The sequence below is a fragment of the Streptomyces sp. NPDC031445 genome (assembly GCF_055581365.1).
This window is the reverse complement of record NZ_JBVIJO010000001.1, coordinates 1,157,300-1,177,239: the sequence shown is the minus strand read 5'-3', so window position 1 is coordinate 1,177,239 and position 19,940 is coordinate 1,157,300. Positions and strand designations below refer to the sequence as shown.

Genomic DNA, 19,940 nt, shown 5'->3' with positions numbered 1-19,940 from the left:
TCTGGGTACCCCCGCCCGCCTCACCCACGCGCGGGGCCGTTCAGGGGGTACGGCGACCGGCGGTGAGTGCGCCGCTCGGCCCGCTGAGCCCGGTCCGGGGCCGTCGGAAGAAGGACGAGAAGACGGCGCGGACCCGCCTGGCACTGTGCGACCTGTGCGCGGCCGTCTTCGCCGAGGGCGAGGCGGTGCGCGGCTACGTGCCCGACTCGTCGTCCGTCAGCCCGGTCAACGACTGGTTCGACGGCCTGCGGTGCATCACGGCGTGCGGCGAGGCGCACCTCGCGATCGTGCGGGAGATCTACCGGCCGCCCGTTCACGTACGAGGAACTGTGGGGCGGCGAAGATCACCCGGGCCCTGACCTCCGGGCCGTCCGTCCTCGGCCTCGAGGAACTGGGATGCCGGACCGGGCTTCAGCGAGAGGAGATCAGACGCGCCCTCGCCTGGCACAACGAACACCTGGGGTCCCGGGGCGTAAGCGAACCGTGAGACGGGGCCCGGCTCAGGAGAATCCCATGACCCAAGTCGCCGGCCAAGTGCCGCAACGCCTCACCGCACGGGACGTCCAGCGGGTGTACGAGTCTCCCGGAGACGGCATCAACGGATTCCTCGGCGCCTTCGACCGCGCCGGGGGCGAACCCGAGTTCATCCACACTCGGCAGACCGACGAGCCCGTAAACAACAGCGCCAGCGGCGCCGTGGCGCACTACCGGTCACGAGCGCCTGGCCCCGGACGGCGGGGGCTCCTCGTCTGGCAGGCATCCGCTCCGTGGGAACCGGGCGCGTACTCCGCCCGCCGCCGCGAAGGCGCCGGCGACGACGAGATCAGCGGTCCCGCGGCCGTGGCGAGCCCTGCACGAGGTGGCGGACGCCTTGAGGGGAGCTCCACAAGCAAACCTCAGTCAGCCGTCCGGCACGCCGAGCGACTGGAAAAGCTCGACCGGCAGGATGATTCCTGCCTGGGACGAACGAAGGCGGGGACCCATGACCATGCCCCGCAACCCCGTTCAGCGCAGAGGCCCGGATGACTCCCCTCGCCCCCCTTCGTCCGCCGCCGAGATGTGCACCCGACAGGGCGCTCACCTCCGCGCGGATCAACGGGCTCGTGGGCCGCGTACGGCGGCGGCCGACGGCCCGGGAGCGGGAGGGCGCCCGTCAGGAGGCGATCCGCGCGCTGCTCCCCGTCGCGCGCGGGATCGCCGCCACGTACCGGGGCGTCGGCGGCGAGGAGCGGGACGACCTCTTCCAGGTCGCCCGTCTGCGTCTGGTCAAGGCCGTCGACGGTTACGAGCCCGGTCACTCCGCATCCGCGGTGACGGAGGCGATGCGGTCGCAGGGCGCCCTCCAGCTCCGCCACCTCGACGCTCCCGTGGACACAGGGCAGCGGTCGGCGCCTGCGTTCGCGGACGTCATGGGCGAGCGGGATCCCGGCATCGAGGCCGCCGCCGAGCGCGTGGAGCTGATCCGGGCCCTGCGGCGGTTCCCGGAGCGCGAGCGCCGCATCCTCGTTCTGCGCCGTACCGGCGGACACGCGCCCGCGGGCGACGGCGCGGACGGCGTTGCGGGCGGTGCCCCGGGCCGGGCCCCGCCGTCACCTCCCCCGGCCTCCTGTCACGCGCTCCGACGCAGCCGTACGACAGGGGCCGCGCGACCGCCGTGCAGCCGGTGAACGCTCACTGCGCGTACGCCCGGTCGCACGCGCAGGCGGGAGCGGCGATCGTTCACGGGCCGTGGCCGCAGGTCACCTCACGCGGGTCGCGGAGGTGCGCATCCGAAGGAGCATGTCATGACACTGGTGGCCGACTACAAGCTGCACCGCCTGCGGGAATGGGGGGTCCGGCGGATCTACGGCCACCCCGGCGACGGCGTCAACGGGCCGCTCGGCGCCCTCGACCGGGCGCAGGGTCGACCGGAGTTCATCCAGACTCGTCACGAGGAGATGACCGCGTTCATGGCCTGTGCCCATGCGAGGTTCACCGGCGAGGCGGGCTGCCGCGTGGCGGCCTCGGGGCCGGGCACGGTGCATCTGCTCAACGGGCTGTACGAAGCGAAGCCGGACCACCAGCCGGTGGTCGCCGTGGTCGGCCGTCCGGGAGGGCACTCGTGAGCGGTACCGGAACGGACCTGGACGCCGTGCGGATCGACGCGGTCGACGTGCACGCCTTCGAGGTGCCGACCGACGGGCCGGACGGAAAGGAACAGGACGGCACGCTGGAGTGGGACTCCACGACCATGGTCCTCGTCCAGGTCCACGCCGGCGGCCGCACCGGGCTCGGTTACACCTACGGGGACGTATCGGTCGCCTCCTTCATCGGTTCCCGGCTCACCGGCCTGCTGCGGGGCGCGCGCATCACCTCGCCCGGGGCCCTGTGGCAGCTGATGGGACGGCGGATCCGCAACGCCGGCCGCCCCGGCGTCGGCGCCATGGCCGTCTCCGCGGTCGACGTGGCCCTGTGGGACCTCAAGGCCCGACTGCTGGACCTGCCGCTGATCCACCTGCTGCCCGCCTGCCACGACCGGGTGCCGGTCTACGGCAGCGGCGGATTCACCAACTACCCCCTGGACCGCCTCGCCGACCAGCTCGCCGGCTGGGTGGAGCAGGGCATCCCGCGCGTCAAGCTCAAGACCTCCAGGGACCCCGAACGCGATCCGTGGCGTCTCACGGCCGTACGCGAGGCCGTCGGCGACGGGACGGAGATCCTCACCGACGCCAACGGTGCGCTGAGCCGCAAGCAGGCGCTGTACTGGGCCCACCGCTTCCACGACGACTGGGACGTGCGCTGGTTCGAGGAACCCGTCAGCTCGGCCGACCTGGAGGGGCTGCGCACGCTGGTCGAGCGGGGCCCGGCGAGGCTGGAGATCGCGGCGGGCGAATACGCGTACACCACGCGGGACTTCGTCAACCTGGTCCAGGGACCCGCCGTGGACTGCCTCCAGGCCGACGTCACCCGCTGCGGCGGTATCACCGGCGTCCTGGAAACGGCCGGCCTGGCCTCGGCCCACCAGCTGGACCTGTCCGCGCACTGCGCGCCGGCGGTGTCGGCCCACGCGTTCTGCGCGGTGCGCCGGTTGCGGCACCTGGAGTACTTCCACGACCACGTGCGGCTGGAACGCCTGCTGTTCCACGGCACGCTGTCACCCGAGGGCGGCGCCCTGCGCCCCGACACCTCCCGGCCCGGCCTCGGCCTGGAGGTCAAGTGGCCCGACGCCGAGCGCTACCGCGTGTACGGAAACCGGAACCCCTGACCGGGTTCGCGCTCGCGAAGGAGAGGGACGAACCGATGGCGAAGCCTTACCGCCGGACGACGCCCGGCGGGACGTCCGCACGCTGGTGAGCGGCTCTCGGGCCGGTGGCCGCCGGCACGGCCGGACAGGCGCGCGCCGGGACCCGCTCCACCGGCGTCGGGCCGCTCCCGTGAACGCCGGTCCGGCCGGCCCGGGGCCGACCGGATACAGTGCGCGAGAGGCAGCCTGGTCAGGGAGGGGAAGCGTGACCGACACCAGCGACGTCCGGCCCGCCGAGGGTGAAGCGCGAGCGCCCCGGCCGAGCCTGCTGTACCGCCTGATGCGCTACATCCCGTTGATCGCCCCCGTCCTGCTGTGGGCCGTGCCCTGCTGGGTGCTCCTGTACACCGGCCAGCACTGGCCGCTGCCCGTCACGCCGGCCGGCACCGCCCTGTGCGCCCTCGGCCTCGTCGGTATGCCGCTCGCGATGGTGCGCGGGCACGGCCGGCGTCAGCGGGACCGGGCGGCGATCACCGGTGACACCCTGCTGGGCGCCAGCTGGGTCCTGTTCACCTGGTCCGTTCTGCTCGGCGTCCTGCTGCGGCTCGCCCTGACCGTGGCCGGCGTCGGCGAGGGCCAGGACCGCGCCCGCGTCGTCACCTGGGCCGTCCTCGCCGTGACCGCCGTACTGCTCGCCTGGGGGTACGCCGAGGCGCGCCGAGTACCACGCGTGCGCCGGCTCGACGTGCGGCTGCCGCGACTGGGCGCCGGGCTGGACGGAACCCGCGTCGTCCTCATCACCGACACCCACTACGGCCCGCTCGACCGCGCCCGCTGGTCGGCACGGGTGTGCGAGACGGTGAACTCCCTGGACGCCGACCTGGTCTGCCACACCGGCGACATCGCGGACGGCACGGCCGAACGCCGCCGCGCCCAGGCCACCCCGCTCGGCACCGTGCGGGCCACCCACGCCCGGGTCTACGTCACCGGCAACCACGAGTACTACAGCGAGGCCCAGGGCTGGGTCGACCTGATGGACGAGCTGGGCTGGGAGCCGCTGCGCAACCGCCACCTGCTGATCGAACGCGGCGGCGACGCCCTAGTGGTCGCCGGCGTGGACGACGTCACCGCCGACTCCTCCGGCCTGGCAGGGCACCGCGCCCATCTCGCCGGAGCCCTGGACGGCGCCGACCCCGACCTGCCCGTCCTGCTCCTGGCACACCAGCCCAAGTTCGTCGACCGGGCGGCAGCCGCGGGCATCGACCTCCAGCTCTCCGGCCACACCCACGGCGGCCAGATCTGGCCGTTCCACCACCTGGTCCGCCTCGACCAGCCCGCCCTCGCCGGCCTCAGCCGGCACGGCACCCGCACGCAGCTCTACACCAGCCGCGGCACCGGCTTCTGGGGCCCGCCGTTCCGCGTCTTCGCCCCCAGCGAGATCACCCTGCTGGTGCTCCGCTCCCCGCACCTGCCCACGTCGCCGTAGCACACAGCCACGTCCCGTCGCGCATGATGACCCTCCCGCGCAGTTCCGGCTCGCCGCGCCAGGCGCGCACGGTCCTCGGGACCACGCGCAGGTACACGAAGGAACCCTCTTCCAGGCGCGGATCCCAGCCGAACTTGCTGGCGAACGCCTCGGCCGCGTCCGGGGCCACCTCCTGGTCCGGGAAGCACTCCGCTTCGCCCTGGAGGAGCACCACGTCGTAGGTGTCCGGGAGCGCCAGGCGCACGCGCGGCTCCTTGCGGGCGTTCCGCGCGGTCATGGATGTCGCGCTGGTGCACATCCACACCGCGCGCCCGTCCCATGAGAACCACAGCGGCACCTGGTGCGGCCCGCGATCGGGGTGGGCCGTCGACACCCATACGTCCCGCTCGGTGTCGAGCCGCCGCAGGACGTCACGCTGGCGCTCCGCCGTCCCGCGGCGGACGAGTCCCCTGGTCTCCATGCCGGCCGACCCTAGCCGAGCGGGCGCGGCGCGCGCCTGGGGCGCGGGACCTACTCCCGGCGACCGATGGGCGGGTACTCCCCTCCCGCGCCCGGGTGCTCCCGTACGGGGATGACCGGGGGGCACACCCGGCGAAGGTCACCAGCGCGGTGATCGGAACTCGGTTCAGGCGGGCGGTTCCGTGCCGGCCTGCCGGCTGACCAGGTACCGCGCGTACCAGTCGGGCCAGTCCGGGTCCTCCGCGCCGGTGCGGGACACGTGCTCGTCGTGTGCCGCCGCGGCCCGTCGCAGGGCGCTCGCCAGGTCGTCGGCCGAGGAGAACGAGGTGACCGCGGGATCCAGCCGCCCCGGAAGCCGGGAGGTGACCTCCTGGAGGAACCAGCCGTTGCCGTCCGGGTCGCTGAAGGTCAGGAAGGAGCCGTAACTGCTGCGTTTCGGGTCGGGGCCGGACACGCGGGCCTCGGTGCCGGCGTGGTGGAAGACCCCGCCGGCGTCGTGGAACACCTCGCCCGGTTCGGCCCCGCACCGCGTCAGCTCCTCGTGGGCGGCCTCGATGTCGTCGACGACCAGGTACAGGCCCTGGGCCGAGCCCGGGGGCCGGTCGGTGACCGATGAACCGAAGATGACCGACGCCGGGGAACCGGGAGGGGTCACCTGCACCACCCGGAAGTTCTCCTCGGGGGCGAAGTCCGCGTCGAGCCGCCAGCCGAGTCCGGTGTAGAAGTCCTTGGCGCGGTCGACGTCGGCCACCGGCACCACGACGATCTCCAGTTTCATGTCCATGACTTGTGCTTTCCTCTCGCTGGCTCAGTGGGTCACGAGGTGCTGGCCGCCGTCGATGTCGTAGGTGGCGCCGGTCACGGCCCCGTTGGTCATGAGGTGCAGTGCGAGGGCGGCGACGTCCGCCGGTCCGACCACCCGGCCGATGGGCAGTGTCCTTCTCAGCTCCTCGCGACGCGCCTCCAGCCGGTCACCGAGGAGCGCGGCCGACAGGGGGGTGTCCACGAACCCGGCCGCGATCAGGTTGACCCGGACGGGGGCGATCTCCAGTGCCAGGTTGGCGGTCAACGCGGGCAGCGCGGCGGTGAGGGCGCCCGTCACGGCCATTCCGGCGGCGGGCCGGCGGCCACCGGTGCCGCCGACGAACAACAGCGTTCCCCCGGCCCTGACCTTCTCCCGGCTCGCCCGTGCCACGGCGAGCAGCATCGCCAGGCGCCCGCCGAAGTCCCGTCCCGCGTCGGTCAGGTCGAGGTCGGCGAGGGGGGTGTACGACGGACTGCCCGCCGTGACCATCACGTGGTCGACCTGCCCGGGCAGCTCACCGAGGAACCGCTCCAGACGGGCGGTGTCCCGCGCGTCGAACGCGGCGGTGCCGCGCGGGTCCAGTTCGTCCGCCGCCCGCCGCAGACGTTCGGCGTCACGCGCCACGAGCACCAGTTCGCCGCCGGCCGCACGCGCCTGGCGCGCGGTCTCCAGGCCGATGCCGGCGCTGCCTCCCACGACCACGACCGTCTGCCCGGCCAGTCCTCCGGGCGTGGCCGGTCCTCCGGGCGTCCCGCCCGCTCCCGCTCCGGTCACGCTCACCGGGGGTCACCGCCGTTTCCGCCTGGTTCCCGTACGCCCTGGCGCCCGGAACCCTCGCCGGTCGCGCCGTCCACGATGCCGACGAACTCGTCCGTGGTGAGGACGGCGTGGGCGTACAGGGGCGCGTTGATGTCGAACGTCGCCGTCATCTCCTCCCAGCTGAAGGCGGCGATGGCGTCACGGACGAGGGTCACGTGGTACCCCAGCTCCTGGCCGAAGCGTGCGGTGGTGTCCACGCAGGTGTTGGCCCGCATGCCGATGAGCAGCAGGTTCCGGATGTGGTGCTGCTTGAGCAGGAAGTCCAGGTCCGTGTTCGCGAAACCGCTCGACGCCCAGTGCCGGAGCGCGACGAACTCGCCTTCGCGAGGCCGGAAGTCGGGGTGCCACTCGGCTCCCCAGCTGCCCGCGGCGAAGATCTGCTGCCGCACGATGCGCTGCTGGGTCGGGGACAGGTGGTCCCACGTGACGTAGTCGTCCGGCGTCGTCTGGTGATGGGGCACGATGAAGACGCGGAAGCCCTGGCCGCGGGCCGTGGCGAGCATGGTGCGCATGTGGTCGAGCAGGCCGACGCCTTCCGCCACTTCCTTCCCCCGCGGCCACAGCTTGCCGCCCTCGGACAGGAAGTCGTTGTACGGGTCGATGACCAGGAGGGCGGTCCGGTCCGGGGGGTACGACGGTGCAGGGGTCTCAGAAGTCATGGACGGTTCCCATCCGGCCGCGCGCGGGCAGGCCCGGAGCCGGCTGCCGCGGGCCACGGCTCGGAATCCCCAGTCTGGCACTCGTCCCGCCGGACGGCATCCGCGCCGCCGGACAGGTGGGCCGTACCGGGTGCGGGCTCCCGCGGCGACGTCCGCGTGCCCTAGTTTGGCGCGGGGAGCGTCACCCGAGCCGGAGGAGCGACATGACCGACGTCCTGAGCCGCAGGGCGCTGAACCGCGCCACGCTGGCCCGGCAGTTGCTCCTGGAGCGGGCGCACACGTCCGTGGCCGAGGCCGTGGAACGCCTGCTCGCCCTCCAGGCGCAGCAGCCGGGTTCGCCGTTCCTCGCCCTGTGGAACCGGCTGGCCGGATTCGGCGCCGACGACCTGCGCACGGCGCTGGAGAAGCGGGAGGTGGTCCGGGCCACCTATGTCCGGGCCACCCTGCACCTGCTCAGCGCCCGCGACTACCTGGCCTTCCGCGCCCTGGTGGAGCCCTCCCTGGCCACCGCGGCGGCCGGCGTCACCCGGCGAATCGCGGGCCCGGAGATCGACCAGGAGCGCCTGGTGACGGTCGCCCGTGGCGTCCTGGACGCCGGGCCGCTGGACTTCGCGGCGATCCGGGAGCGGATGCGGCGGGAGTTCCCCGACGCCGATGAGCGGGCGCTCGGCTACTGCGTGCGCATGAACCTGCCCCTGGTCATGGTGCCGACGGCGGACCGGTGGGCGTTCCCCGCCTCCAGCGAGGTCACCACGGCCGGGGCCTGGCTCGGCGCGGAGCCGGCCGGGGAGAGCTCGGCGGAGGACTTCGTCCGCCGCTACCTGGCCGCCTACGGCCCGGCCGGCCCCGCCGACCTGCGCGAGTTCGCCTGGCTGAAGGCGGCGGACGTGTTCGAGCGGCTCGCCCCGGAGCTGCGCACGTTCACCACCGAGGACGGCCAGGTGGTCCACGACCTGCCCGACGCGCCGCGCCCCGACCCGGACGCGCCGGCGCCGGTCCGCCTGCTGCCGGAGTTCGACAGTCTGGTCCTCGCCCACAAGGACCGCGGCCGGATCGTCCGCGCCGAGTACCGGCCCCGGCTGATCACCAGGAACCTGCGGGTGCCGGCGACCTTCCTGTGGGACGGGTTCGTCGCCGGTACCTGGGCGACGACCCGGCGCAGGACGGCGGTGACGCTGACCCTCACCCCGTTCGGGCGCCTGCCCGCGAAGGCCGTGCGGGAGCTGCGTGCCGAGGCCGAGCGGGTCCTGGAGTTCACCGACCCCGGCGCCGCCAGGCGGGACGTGGTCGTGGCGCCGGCCGGGTGAGCCCGGCGGCGGGTCTCAGGACCGTACGCGCAGGCCGTGGTGGCGGTCGGGGTTCACGACCGTGGACAGGCCGTTGAGCAGCAGGCGCGTGCCGCCGCGGAGGTGGGCGGCGTCCTGGGTGCCGTCGCCGGTCGGCACGAGCCAGGTGTACTGCTCGGTCCAGGTCAGGCGGGAGCCGGCGGGTTCGTCGGCGAGTTCGACGGTGACCAGGGAGATCCAGCGGCGGCTGCCGTCGACCTCGGCCTCGTAGACGTAGACGATCCGGGTGTCCGGCACGATGTCCAGGAACGTGGAGCGGTAGGCGAGGTGTTCCTCGGTGTCTCCGGAGACGAAGACGTTGCGGGCGTTCTCGCCGGCGCCGACCCGGAAGTCCAGTTCGTGCCGGGCGGTGGCGGAGCCGCCGGGGAGGCGGAACCAGCGGCGCCGCAGGGACGCGTCGGCGAAGCCGCGGAAGACCTCGGACCGGGGCACCGTGAAGTCCAAGTCCAAGGAGAACGAGCCGTGTCGGGCACTCATCCGGCGAACCTAACACGCGCGGCGGCCGGGCCGCGCGTCGGCGCCTCCCGGCGGCCCTCAGCGCATCCGCCCCGTCGCGCGGCCCGCCAGCAGGTCGCGGAGCTCGCGGGCGTTGCGGCGGCTGACGGCGAGCACCCGGTCGCCGATCCGGACGCTCACGTTGCCGCCGTCCAGGCGGAGTTCCTCGATCCGGCCGAGGGCGACGAGCCGGCTGCGGTGGATCCGGACGAAGCCCCGCGAGCGCCACTGCTCCTCCAGGGTGGACAGCGGTATCCGCACCAGGTGGCTGCCCCGGCCGGTGTGCAGCCGCGCGTAGTCGCCCTGCGCCTCGACGTGGGTGATGTCGGCGAGGGGCACGAACCGGGTCACCCCGCCCAGTTCCACGGGCACCTGGTCGCCGACGGCGGGTGCCGCGGGCGCGGGCGGCACCGGGGCGGCCGGGCGGGGGCCCTGTCCCGCCCGGACCAGCTCGGCGACCCGTCGCACGGCCTCGGCGAAGCGCTCCTTGCGCAGCGGCTTGAGCAGGTAGTCCACCGCCTTCAGGTCGAAGGCGCGCACGGCGAAGTCCTCGTGGGCGGTGACGAAGACGACGAGCGGCGGAGCGGCGAACCCGCCCAGCAGCCCGGCGAGTTCGAGGCCGCTGAGGCCGGGCATGTCGATGTCGAGGAAGACGACGTCGAAGCCCTGCGTGCCGTCCGGGCCCCGCACCATGGTCCGGCTCAGCCGGCGCAGCGCCTCGGTGGCCTCCCGGGCGGGCACGGCGGTGCCGACCCGCGGGTCCTCCCCCAGCAGGTAGAGCAGTTCTTCGAGCGCGGGTTCCTCGTCGTCCACGGCCAGGACGCGCAAGGGCGCGTCGGTCACCCTCATGTGCGGCGGCTCCTCTCGTCCTCGACCGCCCTCCCATGGTGGTCCCGCCGGGGGGCGCCGTCGAGATCGCGGACGGTGGTGTGTCCCGGCCGTGACCAGGTCATGATCCCCTTGTCCGCGTATCGACCGTCATGAGGAGGCCCGGTGGCACAGCCGCGACCCGAGGAGTGGGACGCGCACTACGCGCGCGGGGGCCGGTTCCGGCCGCTGGGACCCGCCGAGCGCCGGCTGCTCGCCGAGCACGTACCGGCGCCGGCGGGCGGGCGCTGCCTGGACGTCGGCTGCGGGCTCGGTGAACTCGCCCGTCACCTGGCCGCGTCCGGGTACCGGGTGGACGCCGTGGACCGGTCCGCCGTCGCGCTCGCCGAGGCCCGGGGCGCCGGCGGGACGGGGGTGACGTACCGGCGGCTGGACGTCGAACGGGACAGTCTGGACCGACTGCCGCATGACGCGTACGACTTGATCACCGTCCGGCTCGGCTGGGCGTTCGTCCGCGACCGCACCCGGGTGCTCGGCCGGCTGCGCGAGCGGCTGCGTCCCGGCGGCGCGCTGTGCGTGATCACCCCGGTGGTGGGCGCCGTACCGGAGCGCGAGCGGGGCGTGGCGCTGGACGAGGAGGAGATCGGGCTGCTGTGCGCGGGCTGGGAGTCCGCCGGGCGGTACGACGCCGGCGGTCTGGCCCTGCTCGTCCTGCGCGGCCCCGCCCCGGCCGCTCTGGTCTGCGCCGGCAAGGGCCGGCCCTCCGCGCACGCGCTGACCGGGGCGGGTGTGGTCGTGACCGACGCGGCGGGGCGGGTGCTGCTGGGCTGGTCGGCGCGGGGCGTGTGGGAACTGCCCGGCGGCAAGAACGAGCCGGGCGAGGACTTCGCCGCGGCGGCCGTGCGGGAGCTGGAGGAGGAGACGTCCCTGCGGGCCGACCCCGCCGGCACGCGGGTGCGGGCGGTGCTGATGGACTCCGTGGACGGCATGCCCCGGGTGACGGCCGCCGTCCGGGTCACGGCGTTCACCGGCGAGCCGGTCGTCACCGAGCCGCGGCTGATGCGCCGCTGGGAGTGGCACGAGCCCGCCGACCTCTGCGGCCTCACCCGCCCGCTCTTCACACCGAGCGCGCACGTCCTGGAGACGGTGTGGCCGGGACTGCTGCCCGGCCTGCCGCCGGTGCACCGCTATCCGGTCACGCCGGCCTGAGCCCACGGCGACGCCGGCACGGGACGACGACCGGGCTCGGGTGGCCGGACATCGGACGCCGAACCCACGCCGAACGCCGAGCCCACACCCGGCAGGGGGCGGCGGGCCGGGTCAGTCCGGGAGTACCAGGCGGGCCGTCTCGCCCGGTCCTACCGGTACCACGCGGTCGTGCAGGCGGAGGTCGATGGGTGAGCGGCCGGAGTCCGGTACGGCGATCTCCAGCAGGCCGCTGCGCAGGCGCAGGCGGACGCCCCAGTGGCCGCGGTAGCGGATGCCGAAGCCGTAGGAGGACAGCTCGGGCAGCGGGACCGGGTCGAGGCCCAGACCGCCGGAGCGGGTCTCCAGGCCGGTCAGTCCGCGCTGGACGAGGTCGAGCGTGCCGGCCATCGCCCCGAGGTGGATGCCCTCGCCGGTGGTGCCGCCCTGGAGGTCGGCGATGTCGCCGCGCAGCGCCTCCTGGACGAAGCTCCAGGCGTCGGAGCGGCGGGCGCGGGCCAGGATCCAGCCGTGCACCAGGCCGCTGAGGGTGGAGCCGTGACTGGTGCGGTGCAGGTAGTGGTCCACGGTCGCGAGCCAGATGTGCTCGTCCAGGTGGTATCCCAACTGCTGGAAAAGGGAGCGCAGTTCGGGCGGGGAGAACAGGTAGCCCAGCATCAGCACGTCGGCCTGCTTGGACGCCTTGTATCGGTTGACGGTGTCGCCCTCCGCCTCCAGGATGCGGTCCAGGCGCCGGATGTCCTCGTACCGTCCGCGGTAGCCCGCCCAGTCCAGTTCGGCGAGGTCGGCGTAGCCGTCGAACTGGCTGATCACCCCGTCGTGGAAGGGGATGTGCAGGCGGCGGGCGATCTCCCTCCAGCGGTCGGGTTCGTCCTCGCCGAGGCCGGTCAGCTCGGTGAGTTCGCGGCGGCGCGGCTCGGGCAGGCCGTGCAGCAGGTCCAGGGCGCGGGTGAGCACCCAGGCGGCGGTGACGTTGGTGTACGCGTTGTCGTCCAGGCCGGGCCGGGCCGCGCCGGGGTAGGCGTCGTGGTACTCGTCGGGGCCGACCACGCCCCGGATGCGGTAGCGGCCGAGGTGGTCGTCCCAGGTCGCCGACTGCCCCCAGAAGCGGGCGATCTGGAGGAGCACCTCGGCGCCCTCGCCGTGCAGGAACTCGATGTCGCCGGTCGCCTCGCAGTACTGCCAGACGTTGTAGGCCACGGCCGAGCCGACGTGGTGCTGGAGCCGGGAGTGGTCCGGCAGCCAGCGGCCGGACCGCGGGTTGAGGTGCAGCTGCTGGGTCTCCTCGCGGCCGTCGCTGCCGCTCTGCCAGGGGTAGAGCGCGCCGCCCCGGCCGAGGTCCCGGGCCGCGTGGCAGGCGGCGTCCAGCCGGCGGTGGCGGTAGCGGAGCAGGGCGCGGGAGACCTCGGGCAGGTGGAGGTTCAGGTAGGGCAGGACGAAGAGTTCGTCCCAGAAGACGTGTCCCCGGTAGGCCTCGCCGTGCAGGCCGCGGGCGGGGACGCCGACGTCCAGGTCGGCGGTGTGCGGCGAGAGGGTCTGCAGCACGTGGAACAGGTGCAGGCGCAGGATGCTGCCCGCCTCGCCGGGCACGTCGAGCGCGGTGCGCCGCCACAGCTGCTCCCAGGTGGCGCGGTGGGTCTCGCGCAGTTCGTCGAAGCCGGGGGCGGCGTCGGCCCGGTCCGCGGCCGCGCGCAGCGGGTCGCTGATGGCCGGGTCGCGGGAGGTGTGCAGGGCGACGGTCTTGTCGACGGTGGCGGTCCGGCCGGGCGGCAGGGACAGCCGGAGCCGCTGGACGGCGCGGTGGGCCTCGTTGGCGTGGGTGACCGGCACGGCGGCGGTCAGCCGGGCGGCCAGTCCGACGCTGATGTCGGAGGTCCGGGTGCGGCAGCGCAGCCAGACCGTGCCGGGTGCGCTGGTGCCGGCCTCGATGTGGCTGAGGTGCCGGCCGTCCAGGTCCCGGTAGCGGGCGACGCCGGAGTTGGTCACGCGCCCGTCGAGCGCGGCCTCGACGTCCAGTTCGACGGTGTGGCCCTCGGCGGTGAACTCGGTGCGCAGGGCCGCGAGATGGGGGTCGGCCAGGTGGACCAGGCGCACCTGGCGGACGAGGAGGGTGGCGTCGGGGCCCACCGGGTAGCGGGTACGGCGTTCCAGCAGGCCGGGGTCGAGGTGGAGCACCTGGTGGTGCTCGGTGACGGGCACGGTGTCCGGGGTGAACCAGTCCCCGCCCGCGGTCCGGAAGCGCAGCGGCAGCCAGTTGGGCAGGTTGACCATGTCCTCGTTCTCGACGCGGCGCCCGGCGACCTCGGAGGTGAGCCGGTTGTAGCAGCCGGCCGCGTAGGTGCCCGGGTAGTGCGCGTCGTCCGCGACGCACTCGGGCAGCGCCCCGCGGGTGGCGAAGTAGCCGTTGCCGAGGGTGCACAGCGACTCCCGCAGGCGTTCCTCCTCCGGCCGGTAGCCGTCGTACTCCCAGACGTGCTCCCAGGGGTATTCCCAGGGGTGCTCCCACGCGGGTCCCGTCACCGTCACCCCTCGGACAGCAGGCCGGCGAGGATCCGGTCGGGGGTGAGGGGGAGGGTGCGGAAGCGGATGCCGGTGGCGTGGTGGACGGCGTTGCCGAGGGCGGCGGCGGTGCCGACGATGCCGATCTCGCCGATGCCCTTGCTGCCCATGGGGTTGAGGTGGGTGTCGTGTTCGTCGATCCAGTGGGCCTCGACGGCGGGGACGTCGGCGTGGACGGGCACGTGGTAGGAGGCGAGGTCGGACTCGGGGAAGTCGCCGAACGCCGGGTCCAGGGTGCTGTGTTCGGTGAGGGCCATGCCGAGGCCCATGACCATGGCGCCGGTGAACTGGGAGCGTGCGGTGCGGGCGTTGAGGATCCGCCCGGCGGCGAAGACGCCGAGCAGCCGGCGCACCCGGATCTCGCCGGTGACGGTGTCGACGGCGACCTCGGCGAAGTGCGCGCCGAACGCGTGCCGCGCGTAGGGGCTCTCGGCGTCGGCCGTCCCGGTGGTGTCGGCGCGGACGACGTGGCGCTCGCCGGACGGCGGGGCGGGCTCCGCGGCGAGCCGGGTGCACGCCTCGTGCACGGCCCAGCCCCAGGAGGCGGTGCCCGAGGAGCCCCCGGCCAGCGGGGCCGGCGGCAGATCGCTGTGGCCGACCTCGGTGCGCACCCGCTCCAGGGGCACGCCGAGGGCGTCGGCGGCGATCTGGGCGAGGACGGTACGGGCTCCGGTGCCGATGTCGGCCGCGTTGACCCGGATGACGAAGGTGCCGTCGGGGCGGGCCTCGGCGGTGGCGGTGGACGGGGCGATCTGCACGGGGTAGGTGGCGGCGGCGACGCCGGTGCCGATCAGCAGCGGGCCCTCGCTGCGGGTACCGGGGCGCGGGTCGCGGCCGGCCCAGCCGAAGCGGCGGGCGCCCTCGCGCAGGCACTCCACGACGTGCCGGCTGCTGAACGGCTTGCCGCTGCCCGGTTCCCGTTCCGGTTCGTTGCGCGCGCGCAGCTCCACCGGGTCCATGCCGAGCACGTCGGCGAGTTCGTCCATGGCGGACTCCAGGGCGTACATGCCTGGCGCCTCGCCGGGGGCCCGCATCCAGGACGGGGTGGGCACGTCCAGCGGGACCACGTGGTGGGCGCTGCGCAGGCCGGGGGTGGCGTACATGACGCGGGAGACCACCCCGGCGTATTCCACGAACTCCTTCACGCGCGAGGTGTGGGTGGTGACGTCGTGCAGCAGGGCGGTGAGCCGGCCGTCCGGGTGCGCGCCGAGCCGCAGCCGCTGCACGGTCGGGGCGCGGTGGCCGACGGTGGTGGGCAGGTACCGGCGGGGGTAGGCCACGGTGACGGGCCGGCCGGTGTGCCGGGCGGCGAGCGCGGCGAGGACGACGTCCGGGCGCGGGGTGCCCTTGGAGCCGAAGCCGCCGCCGACGTGCTCGGCGACGACGGTGATCCGCTCCTCGGGCAGCCGGAACAGCTGGGCGAGGACGGACCGCACGGTGGTACCGCCCTGGCTGGAGGTGTACGCGGTGAGCCGGTCGCCGTCCCAGTGGGCGGTGCTGGCGTGCGGCTCCATCGGGTGGTTGTGCAGCGGCGGCACCCGGTAGGTGGCGTCGACGCGCACCTCGGCCGCGGCGTAGGCGGCCTCGGGGTCGCCGTGTTCCAGCCGTCCGGGCTGGCCGCCCGCCTCCTCGGGTCCGTAGGCGTCCGGGTGGCCCTCGGCGGGGCCGGTGTCGTGGGGTGCGGTGGCGTAGGTGACGCGGACGGCGCGGGCGGCGGCGCGGGCGGTCTCCAGGGTCTCGGCGACGGCCAGGGCCACGCACCAGCCCCGGTGCGGCACGTCGGGGTTCTGCAGCACGGCGAGCGTGCCGTCCTCGGGTTCGGCGAGCCGGGGCGCGTCGAAGGGGGTGAGGACGGCGAGGACGCCGGGCAGGGCGAGGGCGGCCGAGGTGTCGACGGCGGTGACCCGGCCGCGGGTGACCGCGGCGGGCACGGGCCAGGCGTGGACGCGGCCGGGCAGGGTGTACTCGGCGGCGTAGCGGGCGGCGCCGGTGACCTTCTGGCGCCCTTCCCGGCGCTCGGCGGGAGCGCCCAGGGCGGTGCCGGTCGTGCCGGTCATGGATCCTCCGGTCTGGTGAGGGTCAGGCCACTGCCGGGGCCGGGGCGAGACGGTTCAGGACGTCCAGGGCGAGGTTGCGGGCGAGGGACACCTTGTAGGCGTTGTCCCGCAGCGGCTCGGCGTGCGCGAGTTCGAGGGCCACGGCTCCTTCGAAGGCGGCCGGGGTGGCGGGGGCGCCCAGCAGCGCCAGCTCGGTGTGCCGGGCCCGCCAGGGCCGGTGGGCGAGCCCGCCGAAGGCGACGCCCACCTGGTCGACGACGCCGTCCACGACCCGCAGCCGGACGGCCACGGAGGCGAGCGCGAAGGCGTACGACGCCCGGTCCCGGGCCTTGCGGTATGCGGAGGGGGCGCCGGCGGTGGCGGCCGGGAGCAGCACGCCGGTGACGAGTTCGCCGGGGCGGATCCAGGTGTCCCGCTCGGGGTGCTCGCCGGGCAGCCGGTGGAAGTCGGCCACCGGCAGGCGCCGGGTGCCGTCGGTGCCGTACAGCTCGACCTGGGCGTCGAGGGCGGCGAGGGCGACGGCCATGTCGGAGGGGTGGGTGGCGATGCAGTGCGGGGAGTGGCCGAGGACGGCGTGGTCGCGGTGGACGCCGTCGCGGGCGCCGCAGCCGCTGCCCGGCTCCCGTTTGTTGCAGGGTTTGTCCAGGTCCTGGAAGTAGGGGCAGCGGGTGCGCTGGAGCAGGTTGCCGCCGGTGGTGGCGGCGTTGCGCAGCTGTGCGGAGGCGCCGGCGAGGAGTGCCTGGGACAGCGCGGGCCATCGCTCGCGGACGCGCGGGTCGGCGGCGAGGTCGCTGTTGCGGACGGTGGCGCCCACCCGCAGGGAGCCGTCGGGCAGCTCCTGGACGCGGTCCAGCGGCAGCCGGCCGATGTCGATGAGGAGGGCGGGCCGCTCCACGCCGAGTTTCAGCAGGTCGACCAGGTTGGTGCCGCCGGCCAGATAGCGGGCGCCGGGCTGGGCGGCGTGGGCCTCGACGGCCTCCTGCACGCTGCCGGGCCTGAGGTATCCGAAGCCGTTCACTCAGATCACGTCCTCGATCGCCTCGACGATGCGGGGATAGGCGCCGCAGCGGCACAGGTTGCCGCTCATCCGTTCGCGGATCTCGGACCGGTCCAGCGGTACGGGGCCCTCGGTGGGGGCCGCCGGGTCGGTGACGTGGGAGGGGTGGCCGGCCGCGGCCTCGGCGAGCATGCCCACGGCGGAGCAGAGCTGGCCGGGGGTGCAGTAGCCGCACTGGAAGGCGTCGCGGTCCAGGAAGGCCCGCTGGAGCGGGTGCGGTTCCTCGCGGTCGCCGCCCAGGCCCTCGACGGTGGTGATCTCGCTGCCGTCGAGGGTGACGGCGAGGAGCAGGCAGCTGTTGAGGCGGCGGCCGTCGACCAGCACGGTGCAGGCACCGCACTGGCCGTGGTCGCAGCCCTTCTTGGAGCCGGTGAGGTCCAGGTCCTCGCGCAGCAGGTCCAGCAGCACGCGCCGGTGGTCGACGCGGACGGTGTGGGGTTTGCCGTTCACCCGGAGGGTGACTTCGGAGTGGTGGGATGCGCTGGTCATGGCGGGGGATGACCTTCCGACGGACGGTGGGGCCGTGCACACCGCGTATCCAGGACACGTGGGGCTCACACGTCCGGAAGGTCATCCCCTTCGCTCACGGGTAGCGGACGAGGTTCGCGACGTTGGTCGTCGCGTTGGACGGTCCTCCGGTGTTGTTGATGACGTGGCTGATGGTGCCGGTGCCGCCGAGGGAGACGGTCACCATGCTGGTGAAGCGGACGTTCGGGTTGTCCGGCGCCTCGATGGCGCGGGCGGCCGTCACGCCCGGGTTGACGTTGAAGTAGCAGTAGCTGCCGAGGCCGTACGCCTGGTGGCTGGTGACCGAGTCGGCGACCTTGTAGGCGGCGTAGCCCTGCGTGGAGCCGTTCATCCAGGCGGCCTGGTTCGGCGGGTCGTACGGCATCTCGTTCTGGAAGAAGTAGGTGCGGCCTGCGTTGCCGTTCCAGACGGTCTGGTACTTCTGGAAGTGCTCCACGAACAGCCCGTACATGGTGACGTCGTCCCCGTTGACCACCAGGCCGGTGTCGGCGGTGTTGCTGGTCCAGCCGACGCCGCTGCCGTGGTCGGCGCGCCAGATCCACATGTGGTCGCCGATGACGTTGTCGCTGTTGACGACGAGGCCGGTCGCGGCCTTGCCGACGCCCGCGCCGCCGACGCGGAAGTACACGTCGTGCAGGGAGGTCGGGTCGGCCGCGTGGGAGGCGGCGGAGCCGGCCGGCCCGACCTCGACCAGGGTCTTGGAGCTGGTGGTGCCGGCGTCGAAGAGCAGGCCCGCGATCTTCACGCCGTCGACGTCGGCGACGGACATCGCGGTGACGCCGTTGTCCGGGACGAAGGTGGCCAGGCCGAGGCCGAGGACGACCGTGTCCGGGCGGGTCACCTTCAGGGTCTGGTCGAGGTGGTAGACGCCGGGCGTGACCAGCAGGTTCTGGCCGGCCGCCAGGGCGGCGTTGATCTGTGCGGCGGTGGCGCCGGGCTTGACCACGTAGAACTGGCTCAGCGGCAGCGAGCTGCCGGCCGGACTGCCGCCGGCCCAGCTCGTCGCGGTGGAGTTGGTGCGCACGGACGGCACGAACACCTGGTAGTTCCCGGAGCCGTCGACGTACAGGAACGGCTTCTCCCGGGTGACCGGGCTCTGCGCGACGGTGGTGTACGGCGGGTTCGGGAAGCTGGTGGCCGGGACGCCCTGGCTGCCGACGAACACCATGTTCCAGTTGGACCCGGTCCAGCCGCCGAGCTGGGAGTTGCGGGTCAGCCACTGCTGCTGGGAACCGGAGTTGACCTGTCCGTCGACCTTGCTGTCGCCGAGGTAGCCGCCGGAGGACCAGCCGCCGTCGTCCAGGGCGAGGTTGCCGCGCAGGTGCATCCGGCGGTAGGCCGCCGCCTGCGAGACCGCCCAGCGGTCGCCGCCGCCGGTGGGGTTGACGGACAGGTTCTCGGCGCCGCGCCAGAAGTTCTGGGTGGCGTTGCCCTGGAACCAGTCGGCCTCGGCGTGCACCGCGCCGTTGACCGTCACCGCGTCCGGGGTCAGGCCGAGGCCGAGCACCTGGGTGTAGAAGCCGACGTTGACGTCGGCGTTGTAGGCGCCGGGCTTGAAGAGCACGGCGTAGCGCTGGGAGCCGAACTGGTTGGTCTCCTGCTGTTTGAAGATGGTGTCCAGCTTGCCCTGGATGGTCGAGGAGGACATCGACGGGTCGAAGACGACGACGCCCGGGCCGAGGTCCGGGTTGCTCGCCGACTGGGTCACGGGGACCACCTGGAAGCGCTGGGCGGCGGTGCCGTTGCAGGTGTACTGCACGAACTGCACGCTGTCGGCGAGCGAGGCGCCGGGGTCGTCCAGGCACTTGCCGCTGTTGCGGTTGACGAAGTGGAAGGCGCCGCCGCCGTCGTCCACGGGGAGCCACTGCTGGTTGGCGCCGCCGCCGTAACTCCACAGGTGGACGGGCGCGTTGTCGGCCGTGGAGACGTCGGCGACGTCGGCCACCTGGTTGGTGTCGTTGCGGTTGGCGATGCGGACGTAGCCGCCGCCGGCGTCGGTGAGGCTCCACTGCTGGGCCGTGGTGCCGTTGCAGGCGTACTGCTGCACGGCGGTGCCGTTGGCGGTGGCGGCGGCCTTGGCGTCCAGACACCTGCCGCTCGCGGCGTTCATGACCGTGGCGAAGCCCGTGGGCAGGGCGGCGGCCCCGGCGGTGGCGGCGGGCGCGGGTGCCGCCGTGAGCAGGGTGGCGGCGAGGGACAGGGCGGCGAGCGTGCCCGCCGCCGGGAGGGGTCTGGCCATGTGGGCGGGTGGCCTTTCGGGTGGGGGGACCGCAGACCCAACAGCCGGGGGACATTCGGCCGTTGGGACCTGCGGGGCTTTGTTTAAGGCGTGAAACTAAAGGTACGGACCACTGGCGTCAAGAGGGGAACGGGAAACCCGACCGGCACCCGCCGGTGCCCGTGGAGGCCGTGG

General features: G+C 74.0%; 17 protein-coding genes and 1 pseudogene. 7 read left to right on the top strand and 11 right to left on the bottom strand.

Annotated features, from left to right (window positions below; translation table 11 throughout):
* The first annotated feature begins 62 nt into the window (after positions 1–62).
* From ACZ5DC_RS04975 to ACZ5DC_RS04955, 5 genes and pseudogenes are all read left to right on the top strand, one after another.
* Positions 63–359: a hypothetical protein gene (locus tag ACZ5DC_RS04975; protein ID WP_468649430.1), complete on the top strand. Its 297-nt coding sequence runs from the start codon at positions 63–65 to the stop codon at positions 357–359.
* 744 nt (positions 360–1,103) lie between these two features.
* Positions 1,104–1,667, top strand: a complete 564-nt coding sequence (locus ACZ5DC_RS04970) for a sigma-70 family RNA polymerase sigma factor (protein ID WP_468649428.1) — start codon at positions 1,104–1,106, stop codon at positions 1,665–1,667.
* Positions 1,668–1,784: 117 nt separating this feature from the next.
* Positions 1,785–2,087, top strand: a pseudogene (locus ACZ5DC_RS04965) (thiamine pyrophosphate-binding protein); the annotation flags it as partial.
* Positions 2,088–2,101: 14 nt separating this feature from the next.
* Entirely contained in the window at positions 2,102–3,244 is a 1,143-nt protein-coding gene (locus tag ACZ5DC_RS04960; RefSeq protein WP_468649426.1) for an enolase C-terminal domain-like protein, read from the top strand.
* A 244-nt stretch (positions 3,245–3,488) separates the two neighbouring features.
* Positions 3,489–4,709 carry a metallophosphoesterase gene (locus ACZ5DC_RS04955; RefSeq protein WP_468649424.1) on the top strand — a complete coding sequence of 407 codons (1,221 nt, stop codon included), beginning with the start codon at positions 3,489–3,491 and terminating at the stop codon, positions 4,707–4,709.
* On the opposite strand, the gene ACZ5DC_RS04950 is transcribed toward ACZ5DC_RS04955, so the two are convergent.
* From ACZ5DC_RS04950 to ACZ5DC_RS04935, 4 genes are all read right to left on the bottom strand, one after another.
* Positions 4,663–5,169 carry a pyridoxamine 5'-phosphate oxidase family protein gene (locus ACZ5DC_RS04950; protein ID WP_468649422.1) on the bottom strand — a complete coding sequence of 169 codons (507 nt, stop codon included), beginning with the start codon at positions 5,167–5,169 and terminating at the stop codon, positions 4,663–4,665. The genes ACZ5DC_RS04955 and ACZ5DC_RS04950 overlap by 47 nt on opposite strands.
* Positions 5,170–5,334: 165 nt before the next feature.
* Positions 5,335–5,952, bottom strand: coding sequence for a VOC family protein (locus tag ACZ5DC_RS04945; RefSeq protein ID WP_468649420.1), 618 nt, complete (start codon positions 5,950–5,952; stop codon positions 5,335–5,337).
* Positions 5,953–5,976: 24 nt separating this feature from the next.
* Positions 5,977–6,753, bottom strand: a complete 777-nt coding sequence (locus tag ACZ5DC_RS04940; RefSeq protein ID WP_468649418.1) for an SDR family oxidoreductase — start codon at positions 6,751–6,753, stop codon at positions 5,977–5,979.
* Positions 6,750–7,451, bottom strand: a complete 702-nt coding sequence (locus ACZ5DC_RS04935; protein ID WP_468649416.1) for a cysteine hydrolase family protein — start codon at positions 7,449–7,451, stop codon at positions 6,750–6,752. Before ACZ5DC_RS04935 ends, ACZ5DC_RS04940 begins: the two co-directional genes overlap by 4 nt.
* Before the next feature lie 203 nt (positions 7,452–7,654).
* Between ACZ5DC_RS04935 and ACZ5DC_RS04930 the strand changes: the two genes are divergently transcribed.
* Entirely contained in the window at positions 7,655–8,758 is a 1,104-nt protein-coding gene (locus ACZ5DC_RS04930; RefSeq protein ID WP_468649414.1) for a winged helix DNA-binding domain-containing protein, read from the top strand.
* A 15-nt stretch (positions 8,759–8,773) separates the two neighbouring features.
* On the opposite strand, the gene ACZ5DC_RS04925 is transcribed toward ACZ5DC_RS04930, so the two are convergent.
* Together ACZ5DC_RS04925 and ACZ5DC_RS04920 are read right to left on the bottom strand one after the other, a co-directional pair.
* On the bottom strand, positions 8,774–9,274 hold the full coding sequence (locus tag ACZ5DC_RS04925) for an SRPBCC domain-containing protein (RefSeq protein ID WP_468649412.1): 501 nt from the start codon (positions 9,272–9,274) through the stop codon (positions 8,774–8,776).
* A gap of 57 nt (positions 9,275–9,331) precedes the next feature.
* The gene (locus ACZ5DC_RS04920) at positions 9,332–10,141 is read right to left on the bottom strand and encodes a LytR/AlgR family response regulator transcription factor (RefSeq protein WP_468649410.1); all 810 of its coding nucleotides are present in this window, start codon (positions 10,139–10,141) and stop codon (positions 9,332–9,334) included.
* A 144-nt stretch (positions 10,142–10,285) separates the two neighbouring features.
* Here ACZ5DC_RS04920 and ACZ5DC_RS04915 point away from each other — a divergent pair, with 144 nt between their 5' ends.
* A complete protein-coding gene (locus ACZ5DC_RS04915) occupies positions 10,286–11,329 on the top strand; it encodes a bifunctional class I SAM-dependent methyltransferase/NUDIX hydrolase (protein ID WP_468649408.1) in 1,044 nt (347 codons plus the stop codon).
* A 111-nt stretch (positions 11,330–11,440) separates the two neighbouring features.
* Here the strand turns inward: ACZ5DC_RS04915 and ACZ5DC_RS04910 are convergent, their stop codons facing one another.
* From ACZ5DC_RS04910 to ACZ5DC_RS04890, 5 genes are all read right to left on the bottom strand, one after another.
* Positions 11,441–13,852, bottom strand: coding sequence for a glycoside hydrolase family 65 protein (locus ACZ5DC_RS04910; RefSeq protein ID WP_468649406.1), 2,412 nt, complete (start codon positions 13,850–13,852; stop codon positions 11,441–11,443).
* Complete coding sequence (locus ACZ5DC_RS04905; RefSeq protein ID WP_468649404.1) at positions 13,849–15,942, bottom strand: xanthine dehydrogenase family protein molybdopterin-binding subunit; 2,094 nt, start codon at positions 15,940–15,942, stop codon at positions 13,849–13,851. Before ACZ5DC_RS04905 ends, ACZ5DC_RS04910 begins: the two co-directional genes overlap by 4 nt.
* A 22-nt stretch (positions 15,943–15,964) precedes the next feature.
* Positions 15,965–16,960 carry an FAD binding domain-containing protein gene (locus ACZ5DC_RS04900; RefSeq protein ID WP_468649402.1) on the bottom strand — a complete coding sequence of 332 codons (996 nt, stop codon included), beginning with the start codon at positions 16,958–16,960 and terminating at the stop codon, positions 15,965–15,967.
* Entirely contained in the window at positions 16,961–17,488 is a 528-nt protein-coding gene (locus ACZ5DC_RS04895) for a 2Fe-2S iron-sulfur cluster-binding protein (protein ID WP_468649400.1), read from the bottom strand. It abuts the gene before it with no gap.
* 94 nt (positions 17,489–17,582) lie between these two features.
* A complete protein-coding gene (locus ACZ5DC_RS04890) occupies positions 17,583–19,766 on the bottom strand; it encodes an RICIN domain-containing protein (RefSeq protein ID WP_468649398.1) in 2,184 nt (727 codons plus the stop codon).
* Positions 19,767–19,940 lie beyond the last annotated feature (174 nt).

Bases quoted from the DNA above. Each gene is read 5' to 3' on its own strand.
- ACZ5DC_RS04950 (WP_468649422.1), bottom strand. From the start codon at position 5,169: ATGGAGACCAGGGGACTCGTCCGCCGCGGGACGGCGGAGCGCCAGCGT.
- ACZ5DC_RS04945 (WP_468649420.1), bottom strand. From the start codon at position 5,952: ATGGACATGAAACTGGAGATCGTCGTGGTGCCGGTGGCCGACGTCGAC.
- ACZ5DC_RS04935 (WP_468649416.1), bottom strand. From the start codon at position 7,451: ATGACTTCTGAGACCCCTGCACCGTCGTACCCCCCGGACCGGACCGCC.
- ACZ5DC_RS04930 (WP_468649414.1), top strand. From the start codon at position 7,655: ATGACCGACGTCCTGAGCCGCAGGGCGCTGAACCGCGCCACGCTGGCC.
- ACZ5DC_RS04925 (WP_468649412.1), bottom strand. From the start codon at position 9,274: ATGAGTGCCCGACACGGCTCGTTCTCCTTGGACTTGGACTTCACGGTG.
- ACZ5DC_RS04920 (WP_468649410.1), bottom strand. From the start codon at position 10,141: ATGAGGGTGACCGACGCGCCCTTGCGCGTCCTGGCCGTGGACGACGAG.
- ACZ5DC_RS04905 (WP_468649404.1), bottom strand. From the start codon at position 15,942: ATGACCGGCACGACCGGCACCGCCCTGGGCGCTCCCGCCGAGCGCCGG.
- ACZ5DC_RS04895 (WP_468649400.1), bottom strand. From the start codon at position 17,488: ATGACCAGCGCATCCCACCACTCCGAAGTCACCCTCCGGGTGAACGGC.
- ACZ5DC_RS04890 (WP_468649398.1), bottom strand. From the start codon at position 19,766: ATGGCCAGACCCCTCCCGGCGGCGGGCACGCTCGCCGCCCTGTCCCTC.